The sequence below is a fragment of the Mesorhizobium sp. M4B.F.Ca.ET.017.02.2.1 genome (assembly GCF_003998955.1).
GTDB lineage: Bacteria > Pseudomonadota > Alphaproteobacteria > Rhizobiales > Rhizobiaceae > Mesorhizobium > Mesorhizobium abyssinicae.
This window is the reverse complement of the sequence record NZ_RZOF01000304.1, coordinates 1-7,654: the sequence shown is the minus strand read 5'-3', so window position 1 is coordinate 7,654 and position 7,654 is coordinate 1. Positions and strand designations below refer to the sequence as shown.

Genomic DNA, 7,654 nt, shown 5'->3' with positions numbered 1-7,654 from the left:
GACGACATTGAAAACGCCTTCCGGCAACCCGGCCTCGGCAGCAAGCTCGGCCAGCCGCAGCAGCGTCAGCGAGGCGATTTCCGGCGGCTTGACGACGATCGAGTTGCCGGCGGCGAGCGCCGGCGCGATCTTCCAGGCGCCAATCATCAGCGGGAAATTCCACGGCACGATGACGCCGACGACGCCGAGCGGTTCCTTGTGGATCAGGCCCAGCACATTGTCGGCAGTCGGCGCGATCTCGCCATAGATCTTGTCGATCGCCTCGGCGTAGTAGCGGATGGTGCCGGCCGCCGACAGCGGCTCGGCCTTGTAGGCCATGCCGATCTCGGTGCCGTTGTCGCGCACGCCGAGCACGGCGAGTTCGTCGGCGTGCTTCTCGACCAGTTCGGCGAGCCTCGTCAGCACCTTCTTGCGAAAGGCGGGAGCCGCGCGCGACCAGGACCCCTTCTCGAAGGCCTTGCGGGCAGCGAGCACCGCGCGATCGACATCGGCGGCATTGCCGTCGGCGATGCTGGCGAAGGGACGTCCGTCGATCGGCGAGATCACCGGCAAGGTGGCGCCGGTCGCGGCTGCCGTCTGGACGCCATCGATGAACAGATTTCGCGCGCCGACCTCGGCCTTGCGCAGCGTGTCGATGGTGGTCTGGCTGATCATTGGGCAGCGGCTCCGAAGGCGACATTGAGGGTGGTAGGCGCGCGGAACTCCCAGCCGCGGAACACCGGTTCCTTCCCGGGCACCAGTTTCAGGTCCGGGAAGCGCTCGAGCAACAACCGTAGCGCCAGGCACATCTGCTCGCGCGCGAAAAAGCGGCCGGAACAGAAATGATGGCCGAAGCCGAAGGCGGCGTGGTTGCCTTCGTCGCGATGGATGTCGAAACGATCGGGGTCGGTGAAGCGGCTTTCGTCGCGGCTGGCCGAGGAGACCAGCGCCGCGACCGGCGCGCCGGCGGGGACCACGGCGCCGCCGATCTCCACCGCGCGTGTCGTCTGGCGCGTCTGGGTGCCGATCGGCGCCACCCAGCGCAGGCCCTCGTCGACCGCCTTCGGCACGAAGGTGTCGGGGTCGTCGAGCACTTGCCGCAGTTGTTCGGGATGGGCGAGCAGGCCGGCAAGGATCGAGCCGGCGCCATGGCCGGGCTCCTGCATGCCGCCGAGCAGGATGACCTTGATGCTCGGCATCAGGAAATCGATTGGACGGGTTTTCCCATCCGGCATGCCGTCATGCAGCATGTGCGAAAGCGCCGAGTCGTCGGGCTCGCGGGCGAGCCGCTCAAGCGTCGGCAGGATGGCGGCGCCGACCTCGGCGCTGATCGCATCGGCGACCTCCTGCCGCTTCGGGTCGTTCTCGAAATTGATGGCGCCCTGGGCGAGGCCATAGAACCAGCGCCGCAGGGTCGGCATATCGATGTCGTCGAGGCCGAGCGAACGCGCCAGGCTGAGCGTTGACACCGGCTCGAAATAGTCTGCCATCAGTTCCGCCGTGCCCTGTTCGGCGATCTGGTCGAGAAAGGGCCCGGCGATCGAGCGCACGAGGTCGCCGGCATAGGAGGCGACGGTGCGCGGCCGATATTTTGGATCGACGCCCTGGCGAAGGTCTTTGTGCGTCTCGCCGTCGGTGGTCAGGATGGTCGGCTTGCCGAAGGAGCGTTCGACCGGCGACGTGCCGACCACCGCCGAGAAGATGTCGGGCGACTTGGTGACTGTCTCGACATCCTTCCAGCGAGTGACGAACCAGAGGTTGACCGCCGGCACATAGGCGACCGGGGCGCTGCGCCTGAGCTCGGCGTAGATCGGGTAAGGATCGGCTTCCAGCGCCTCGACGGTGATCTCGTCGGCAAAGCTCAATGCCGTCACTCCCTTTGCGATGGAAAGGGCGGCGCCAGGCGCCGCCCCTTGACTTTCTCAATCCTTCAGCGGCACACCGAGATTGTCGAAGGCGACCGGATCGCGGCCCTTCAATGCGCTCGCCAGCAACAGGCCGACGACGGCGGCGATCAGCACCAGCAGCGGCAGGAACACGCCGAGGAAGCCGCCAGCGCCCGACAGGCTGCCGAAATTGATGACGATCAGGTAGATGATGACGACGAAGGCGATGAAGGTCAGCCCCGGCAGCACGGTGGTCTTCAGCGTGTTTTCCTGAGCGGACGGATTGGCGCGGAAGTACATCACCACGGCCAGCGAGGCCACCGCCATCATCACGATGACGCCGAGCGTCGCGACATTGGTCAGCCACGAAAACAGCGCCAGCACCGGGTCAAGGCCGAGCACCGCGAAGAGCCCGACGACAACAGCGGCAAGCACGGTCTGGATGACAGAGGCGACATGCGGGCTCTGGTGCGCCGAATGGGTCACTCCGATGGTCTGCGGCAGCAGCTTCTCACGGCCGGCGACATAGATGTAGCGGGCGACCGCGTTGTGGAACGCCAGCACCCCGGCGAACAGGCTCGACACGAACAGGATGCTCATGGCGTGGGTGAGCGCCGTCCCGGAATAGCGGTCGGAGAGGCCGAACAGGAAGGTGGTCGGATCCTGCAGGCCCTGCAAGTCCGGCAGCAGCTTGTCGACGCCGGCGCCGACCGCCATCAGCCAGGCGGTGACCATGTAGAAGAGGCCGATCAGGATGACGGAGAAATAGGTGGCACGCGGAATGGTGACCTTGGGGTCGCGCGCCTCCTCGGCGTAGATGGTGGTCGCCTCGAAGCCGATGAAGGCGGCAAAGCAGAACAGGATGGCGATCGCCGGCGCGCCGCTGGTGATCTGGCTCCAGCTGAACGGTGCGGCCGACAGGCCGCTGTCGCCGCCGGTCTTGAGGATCGTCAGGTCGAGGATCAGCACCACGACATATTCGGCAAGCACCAGCACGGTCAGGATCTTGGCCGACAGGTCGACCTGCCGGTAGCCGAGCACGGCGACGATGGCGATGGCGATGAAGCTCCACACCCACCAGGGCAGAGCGATGCCCCAGCCGGCGAACAGGCCGGCGGTCGCGGCACCGAGCAGGCCCATGACGCCGATCTGCATGGCGTTGTAGGAGAGGATGGCGATCAGCGCCGTCGCACCGCCTGCGAGGCCGCCGAGACCGCGCGCCGCATAGGCATAGAAGGCGCCCGCATTGCCGACATGGCGCGACATGGCGACGTAACCGACAGCGAACAGGAGCAGCAGGACGGTGACGATGAGATAGGTGCCGGCAAAGCCGGCGCCGTTGCCCATCAGCATGCCGAGCGGCGTTCCACCCGCCACAGCCGTGAGCGGCGCCGCGGCCGAGATCACCATGAAGGTGATGGCTCCTACGCCAAGGCTGTTCTTCCTTAGCCGGTTCGCTTCGCCGGCTTCAATTGTCGTCATCTTTCCCTCCAGATCCGCGCTCGCGGAAACCAAGTGTCCCTGAAATGCCGTGGCCTTCTGCCGGGCCTTGATCGTTTCACTATTTGCAACGACATTTCGAATATAGACTTGCAAAGGAATCGACTTGCTGTCAAGTTAATTCGCACGTTAAGTATCTGATGGAGGATCAGACCTGCATGGGCACGGTAGGCAAAGCCGTTTCGCTGCTGGAAAAGCTCGGTCGCGGCGCGCCCGAGGCGGCGCTTGCCGATCTCGCCAGGCGCGCCGGCTTCGACAAGGCTACGACGCGCCGGCTGCTGGTCTCGCTCATCGAGCACGGGCTGGTGGAGCAGGACGAGACCACGCGGCTCTATCGCCTGGGGGCCGGCATCGCGCGGCTGGCGCTGTTGCGCGAGGCGCAGTTTCCGTTCCTGCGCATGGCGATGCCGGTGGTCGAGCAGCTGGCGGCCGAGACCGGCGAGACCGTGCATCTGTCGGAATATTCGAAGCGCGGCTTGATCTCGGTCCATGTCATCGAATCGGCCAAGGCCAACCGCGTCAGCGTGCAGCTTGGCGAGGTGCTGCCTTTGCATGCGACGGCGTCGGGAATTGCCTTCCTGGCGTTCACCGAGGAGCAAGTCCGCGCCGGCGTCCTCGCGGGACCGCTGCCGGCCTTCACGCCCTACACGATCGGCGACGCCGAAACGCTCGCCGAACATATCGCCGCCGCACGCGCGCGCGGCCATTCGACCGGCTCGCAAGGCTATGAGGAAGGCGTGCTCAGCGTCGCGGCACCGATCCTCGGCGCCGACGGCCTGGCCATCGGCGCCATCGCTGTCGCGGCACCCCGGGTGCGGATCCAGAAAGGCGACATCGAGCGCCACGGCGCCAGCGTCGCCGCGGCGGCGCGCGGGATCAGCGAGCGGCTTTTCGGCAGGCTGCCGGGCCGCAAGCGGGCATGACAACAACGACATTGCAGGGAGAACCGACTGTGGACGAGACACGCCGTATCCTGGTTATCGGCACCGGCGACACCAAGGCCGACGAGCTTCTGTTCATGCGCGAGCGCATCGAGGCCGTCGGCGGTGTCGCGGTGATGATGGATGTCAGCGTGCTCGGCGACCCGCCCTACCGGCCGGCCTATGACAGGCAAGCGGTGGCCAGAGCCGCCGACACGACGATCGAGGCGATCATCGCCAGCGGCGACGAGAACTCGGCGATGACGCTGATGGCGCTCGGCGCCTCGCGGCTGGCGCGCGCGCTCCACGACAAAAGCGAGATCGACGGCGTCATCGCGCTCGGCGGCTCGATGGGCACCGACCTTGCGCTCGACGTGGCGCTGGCGCTGCCGCTCGGCGTGCCGAAATTCGTCGTCTCGACGATCGCCTATTCGCATCTCCTGCCGCCCGAGCGGATCGCCACAGACCTGATGATGATCCTTTGGGCCGGCGGGCTCTATGGCCTCAACAGCGCCTGCAAGGCGGTGCTGTCGCAGGCCTGCGGCGCGGTGGTGGGTGCCGCGCAGGCCGTCGTCAAGCCGGACGCGGCAAAGCCGCGGATCGGCATGAGTTCGCTCGGCAAAAGCTGCCTGCACTATATGGTGAGGCTGAAGCCGGAGCTGGAAAAGCGCGGCTACGAGGTGATCGTCTTCCACACCACCGGCATGGGCGGACGGGCGCTGGAGGCAATCGCGGCGCAAAAGGGTTTTGTCGCGGTGATGGATTTCAGCCTGCAGGAACTCGCCAACCAGCTCACCGGCTCGGTGGTGAATTCCGGCACCGACCGGCTGGAGAATGCGGGCCGGCAAGGTATCCCGCAGATCGTCGCGCCCGGCGCCATCGACATGGTGGATTTCCCGACCTGGCAAACGGTGCCGTCGCGTTTCATCGAGCGGCCCTACCATGCGCACAACCGGTTGCTCGCCTCGGTGACCTCGGACGCCTCGACCCGCAAGGAGATCGCGCGCGCCATCGGCGAGAAGCTCGCCGCGGCGACCGGCCCGACCGCCTTCATCCTGCCCGCCGGCGGCATCCAGCAATGGGACCAGGAAGGCGAGCCGCTGCATGAGCCAGAGGCGCTGTCGGCCTTTGTCGAGGAGATGCGTGCCAGCGTCCCTGCCAATGCCGAGCTGCACGAGATCGCCGAACACATCAATGACGCCGCGTTCTGCGCCAAGGCGCTGGAGATCTTCGACCGCTGGGTCGCCGAGGGCATCGTTCCGCCCGGCCGTGGGCACGCCGCATGAGCCGTCCTTCGCCAAAGGCGCTGGTGCTCGACTTCGGCGGCGTCGTCACCCGCACGCTGTTCGAGACGCATGCGCTGACTGAGCGCGCGCTGGGTCTGGCGGCGGGCACGCTTGCCTGGCGCGGCCCGTTCGACCCGGCCTCCGATCCTTTGTGGCGGGCCATGCAGGCGGACGAGATCAGCGAGCGCGACTACTGGAGGACGCGCACGCGCGAGGTCGGCCAGCTGGTCGGCGAGGACTGGCGCGACATGTCGACCTTCGTGCAGCGGGCGCGCGGCGCCGACCCGCAAGCGGTGGTGCGGCCGGAGGCCGAACAGGCGATCCGGACGGCGCATGCGGCCGGCGTCAGGCTGGCCATCCTCTCCAACGAGCTCGACCTGTTCTACGGCACGAGCTTCCGCCAGCGGCTGCCGCTGCTGTCGCTGTTCGAGACGATCGTCGACGCCACCTACACGCACGTCCTCAAGCCAGACCGCCGCGCCTATGCGATGGTCGGCGAGGCGCTGGAGCTGCCACTCGGCGCGTGCGTGTTCGTCGACGACCAGCAGCGCAACATCGACGGCGCCATCGCCGCCGGCATGCTGACCGTGCATTTCGACGTCGCCCGGCCGGCGCGAAGCTATGCCGAGGCGCTTGGCCATTTCGGCCTTGCCCTCCCCCAATCGGAAACCGGAGTTCCCACCGATGCGTGACATCAACTTCCTCACCGAGAACAACGCCAAGCCGATCTGGCATCCGATGGCGCATCCGGCCGAGATGCGGGCGACGCCGCCGAAGATCATCATGAAGGGCGACGGCGTCTCGGTGACCGATGCCGACGGCCGCACCGTGCTCGATGCGGTCGGTGGCCTGTGGAACGTCAACCTTGGCTACAGCTGCGACCCGATCAAGCAAGCGATGGCCGCGCAGCTCGATGCGCTCCCCTACTATTCCGGCTTTCGCGGCACCTCGACCGGACCGTCGATCGAGCTCGCCTACGAGCTCACCGACTGGTTCGCGCCGGAGGGCATGGTGCGCGCCTTCTTCACCTCGGGCGGATCGGACTCGGTGGAGACGGCGCTGCGGCTCGCGCGCCAATACTGGAAGATAAGAGGCCAAGGCGACCGGACGAAATTCCTGGCGCTGAAGAAGGGCTACCACGGCACGCATTTCGGCGGCGCCTCGGTCAACGGCAACGCCAATTTCCGCCGCAACTACGAGCCGCTGCTGCCGGGCGTCTTCCACACGCCGGCGCCATGGACCTACCGGAACCCGTTCGACGAGACCGATCCGGCGAAGCTGGCGAAGCTCTGCGCGCGGGCGATCGAGGACGAGATCGCCTTCCAAGGCGCCGACACCATCGCCGCCTTTATCATGGAGCCGGTGCTCGGCGCCGGCGGCGTCATCGTTCCGCATGAAAGCTTCATGCCGCTGGTGCGCGCGATCTGCGACCGCCACGACATCCTTCTGATCGCCGACGAGGTGGTGACCGGGTTCGGCCGCACCGGCGCATGGTCCGGCTCGCGGCTCTCGGGCACGAAACCCGACTTCATGACCATCGCCAAGGCTGTCACGTCCGGCTACTTCCCGCTCGGTGCTGCGCTGATCGGCGCCAAGGTCGCCGACGTGTTCGAGGCCGACAAGACGAGCTTCGGCGCCATTGGCCACGGCTACACCTATTCCGGCCACCCGGTTGGCTGCGCGGCCGGGCTGGCGGCGCTCGCCGAGACAAAACGGCTCGCCGTCAACGAGAACGCGGCGGTGCGCGGTGTCGAGCTCGGCAAGGTTCTGGAGGCGCTGAAGGCGAAGCATCAGCTGGTCGGCGACGTTCGCTACCAGGGCCTGATGGCGGCGCTCGAATTGGTGTCGGACCGCGCCGCCAAGAAGCCGGGCGACAAGAAGACATTGGCCGTGGTGGCCGAAGCCGCCTACCAGGCCGGCGTCATGCTGCGCGTCTCCGGCAACACCATCATCCTGTCGCCGCCGCTGGTCATCTCGGCGGCCGATGTGGCGAAGATCGGCGAGGCGCTGGATGCGGGGTTGGCTGCTGCGGCGTGAGTAAGTGAGTAGTGAGTAGTGAGTAGTGAGTAGTGAGTATGAGTAG

Annotated in this window: 7 protein-coding genes; 4 read left to right on the top strand and 3 right to left on the bottom strand. The window is 66.9% G+C overall.

What is annotated here, in order from left to right; genetic code table 11:
- The 3 genes from EN738_RS26955 to EN738_RS26945 all read right to left on the bottom strand — a co-directional run.
- Positions 1–654 (bottom strand): aldehyde dehydrogenase family protein (locus EN738_RS26955; RefSeq protein WP_127286351.1); only part of this gene is annotated, 654 nt, incomplete at its 3' end.
- Positions 651–1,853 carry a cytochrome P450 gene (locus tag EN738_RS26950; protein WP_245494733.1) on the bottom strand — a complete coding sequence of 401 codons (1,203 nt, stop codon included), beginning with the start codon at positions 1,851–1,853 and terminating at the stop codon, positions 651–653. The genes EN738_RS26955 and EN738_RS26950, both read right to left, overlap by 4 nt.
- A 48-nt stretch (positions 1,854–1,901) precedes the next feature.
- Entirely contained in the window at positions 1,902–3,347 is a 1,446-nt protein-coding gene (locus tag EN738_RS26945; RefSeq protein WP_127286349.1) for an APC family permease, read from the bottom strand.
- Positions 3,348–3,523: 176 nt separating this feature from the next.
- Here EN738_RS26945 and EN738_RS26940 point away from each other — a divergent pair, with 176 nt between their 5' ends.
- From EN738_RS26940 to EN738_RS26925, 4 genes are read left to right on the top strand one after another with little or no spacing between them, the layout of a single operon-like run.
- Positions 3,524–4,288, top strand: a complete 765-nt coding sequence (locus tag EN738_RS26940) for an IclR family transcriptional regulator (protein ID WP_127286348.1) — start codon at positions 3,524–3,526, stop codon at positions 4,286–4,288.
- Positions 4,285–5,571: a Tm-1-like ATP-binding domain-containing protein gene (locus tag EN738_RS26935; RefSeq protein ID WP_127286347.1), complete on the top strand. Its 1,287-nt coding sequence runs from the start codon at positions 4,285–4,287 to the stop codon at positions 5,569–5,571. Before EN738_RS26940 ends, EN738_RS26935 begins: the two co-directional genes overlap by 4 nt.
- Complete coding sequence (locus tag EN738_RS26930) at positions 5,568–6,263, top strand: HAD-IA family hydrolase (RefSeq protein ID WP_127286346.1); 696 nt, start codon at positions 5,568–5,570, stop codon at positions 6,261–6,263. Before EN738_RS26935 ends, EN738_RS26930 begins: the two co-directional genes overlap by 4 nt.
- On the top strand, positions 6,256–7,608 hold the full coding sequence (locus EN738_RS26925; RefSeq protein ID WP_127286345.1) for an aminotransferase class III-fold pyridoxal phosphate-dependent enzyme: 1,353 nt from the start codon (positions 6,256–6,258) through the stop codon (positions 7,606–7,608). The genes EN738_RS26930 and EN738_RS26925 overlap by 8 nt, the downstream gene beginning before the upstream one ends.
- The last annotated feature ends 46 nt before the right edge of the window (positions 7,609–7,654 follow it).